Below are 2,842 nucleotides of genomic sequence, written 5' to 3' on the forward strand. Positions count from 1 at the left end.
CGACGACGAGCTTGCCGTCGAATTCCGGAACCTCACGGCCGATGCGCTCGCCGATCTGCCGAGCGACCTCTTCCTCCATGAACTGGCAGGCTCTCGACTGCAAAAGCTCGGGGGCTGGCGACACCACGCGACCGCTGGTCAATGCCAGATCAATGGCTTTCGTCGGATCGCCAATCCAAGGCGCGAGCAGGCGTTTCACCAGAGGCTTCAGAACCGGGGAAGGGGAGGCCATGTTTCCTGCCCGGAAGCGGATCGCCAGCGCCTCCTCGACGGCGGCCGTCAGCCGCCTCGGATCGTCGAGGGCGACGCCCAGGCGAAGTGCTCTCGCATCCACGTCCTTCCACGGCTCCAGCAGCGTCATCGTGAACGGGTCGGCCTTGATGCGGTCGATGGCCCCGAGACCCCAGACACCGGCGGCAGCACCCGCCACACGAGGCGAGACACCGTATCGGTCCAGCCAGCGGAAGATTTCGACCTCTTCGGCGAGCATGCCGAACCCATCAACGATGGCGACGGCCCGATCCGCGCCGACGATGTCCGCGAGCGTCTTCAGGTCGCGATCCCGAATGATGTCGTAGATCGTCTCGCCGAAGCGCTCCCAGACCTTCTCCGCCGTCGCCCAGCCGATACCGACAAAGCGCTTGTCGGTGGCGAGATGCCGGATGATCGCCCGCCCCCTGGTCACCAAGGGCAAGGACACCTCCGCATGGAGCTGCGGTCCATATTCGGGATGGAGTTGGATAGAGCCCGTGACACGCCACGTCTCGCCCACGACCGGATCGCGGGGCGACCTCTTCGAAGGGACGAGTGCACGCCGTAGCTGCTCGGTCTCATCGCGGCCGATGATGACGTAGTCGCCGAACCGACTGGCATGAACGGAGGTGATAGACACCTCCCAAGAAGACTGCTTAGAACGCTCACCAAGGACCAGGAACGTCTGCCCCTCTGCGCCACCCCGTCGTTGATTGGCCCCTGCCATGGGCTCTGGCTCTCCGTTCACTGCGGCCACCCACGACGTGCCGTCGCGGGTCCCTGTGCCTCATTCACTGCGATCCAGCTCCCACGGCCTGTCGGGGCCACGACGGCGCGGCTCCGAGGACCAGACTTCAGCAACCCAATCATGGAAGCCTGCCAGTCTCGGCGATCACCGCGCTCAGTCTTTTCAGGCGATCCAGCTCCCGGCGGAGCGAGGCATTTTCTGCCTTCAGCCGAAGGTTCTCCTCTTCCAGAGCGATCTGGTTGCCGTCCACCTTGGCCTTCTGTTCGCGCTCCGCTTCCGCCTGTTCGAGGCGTGTCAGGTTTGCCTTGCGATCACGGTCATCGGCGTTGCTGAGGATTTCGGCGCAGCGGGGGTTGCTACGGAACACCTGACGGTCGAAGCCGCAGGCCTTGGCGATGGCGCTCTTGTTCAGCTCGACGCCGCCGTAGCGCGGAAGCGGCTGGTCACCGAGGTTCTCCAGATATTCTTGGAGCGCATCGACGTGCTCCTGCGCGACCTCGACGCCGCTTTTGCCCGTTCCTCGCGCCATCAGGATTTCCTCGATGGCAGGGCGACGACTTCGCCGGTTGGGATGCCTCCCATGCTGTCGAGCTTGTCGATGACCTCCTGGTATCGCTCGAAGAACTGCCTCCACGTCGGAAAGCCGCCCATCTCCGCGACAGCGAGGATCATCTTGCGGTGCGACGCGATCAGCAACTCCTTGTCGGCCTGCAACTGCGCGATCTCCGCGTTCTTCGCCGCCACCAGCTTTTCCAGCTCGGCACGGGACTTTTTGGTGGATTGGTTGACGGCGGTCCGGATGGTTTCCTGCTTAGTGATCGCCGACTTCACCTTCTCGTTGCGGGTTTCGTTCCGCGTGATATCGGTGGCGTGTTTGAAGATTCCGTCGCTCCGCCTGCACACGGCGCGGACAGTGATGTCCTCGTCCTCGGCGATCATCGCCTCCAGCAGTTCCTCGAGGACTTGTCCCTTGTCAATCATCTCAGTCCCTCAGGCGCTTCATCGTGTCTATGATGGTGGTGCCAGCTTTCTGCTCGGCCGTGACGGATAGGTCGGTCCCGTCTGGGAACACCTGCATTCCCGGCTCGGTGCCGAGCGCCTTCACGATGTTTTCGTACCGGACACGGGCGTGTGTGAGCTGGTTGGCCCAGCCGATGTTGCGACGATCCTCCGGCAATGCCCCCAGCGTGATGATCACCTTGGCGAACCGGTCGCGCATGCGCTCCAGGTTTTCCTGCTCGCTGATGATGGCTGTCCGTGCCAGGTGGAGGCAGCCATTGAAGCATTCGAGGTGTTTTGGGCAGGGGTCGCTGGTGAAGCTGTTCATACACAGGCCATAGGGCGTGACGTGCAGCCCGTCAGCTTCAGCATTTAGGTAGTCGAAGGCAGCCTCTTCGCCGTATTCGCGCTGGACGCGGCGGAATTCGTCGACCACCGGTCCACGGGCCTTGTTTGCCGAGATGAGCTTGAAGACCTGCAATGCCCTATCGTCGAGGCGTTCCTCAGCTTCCGGCGGAATATCGATTCTGGCGAGGTCCTCGGCGAGGCTTCGGTGGTCGTAGACATGGCTCTGCTGGACGCTGCGCCGGTTGAACTTCTTGGTGATGATCGTGTCGGCGACGCCGAGGCGGAACAGCTCGGTGTTCTGAAGATGGCGCAGAGCGTGCGTCTTCATCGTAAAGGAGCGATCCTCTTCAGTCAGGCCGTAGCGGGCGAAGATGCAGGTTTGACCGCCGTAACCACCGAGGGTTCTTTTCAGGTCTTCGACATCGAGACGACCGACGGCCGAGTAGAGGGTGGTGTCCAGAACGCCGTCATTGCGCCCCTCGATCAGGTTCCGCA

General features: G+C 62.7%; 3 protein-coding genes and 1 pseudogene. All 4 read right to left on the reverse strand.

Going from position 1 to position 2,842, the window contains the following annotated elements; translation table 11 throughout:
- Positions 1 to 979 (reverse strand): helix-hairpin-helix domain-containing protein (locus ILFOPFJJ_RS34220; RefSeq protein WP_282438731.1); only part of this gene is annotated, 979 nt, incomplete at its 3' end.
- Between the two features lie 139 nt (positions 980 to 1,118).
- Positions 1,119 to 1,529, reverse strand: a complete 411-nt coding sequence (locus tag ILFOPFJJ_RS34225; RefSeq protein ID WP_173514817.1) for a VPA1267 family protein — start codon at positions 1,527 to 1,529, stop codon at positions 1,119 to 1,121.
- Positions 1,529 to 1,981, reverse strand: a complete 453-nt coding sequence (locus ILFOPFJJ_RS34230) for a hypothetical protein (RefSeq protein WP_173514818.1) — start codon at positions 1,979 to 1,981, stop codon at positions 1,529 to 1,531. The genes ILFOPFJJ_RS34225 and ILFOPFJJ_RS34230 overlap by 1 nt, the downstream gene beginning before the upstream one ends.
- A 1-nt stretch (position 1,982) precedes the next feature.
- Positions 1,983 to 2,842: pseudogene (locus ILFOPFJJ_RS35875) on the reverse strand (hypothetical protein); the annotation flags it as partial.

The organism is Sinorhizobium psoraleae, from assembly GCF_013283645.1.
GTDB lineage: Bacteria > Pseudomonadota > Alphaproteobacteria > Rhizobiales > Rhizobiaceae > Sinorhizobium > Sinorhizobium psoraleae.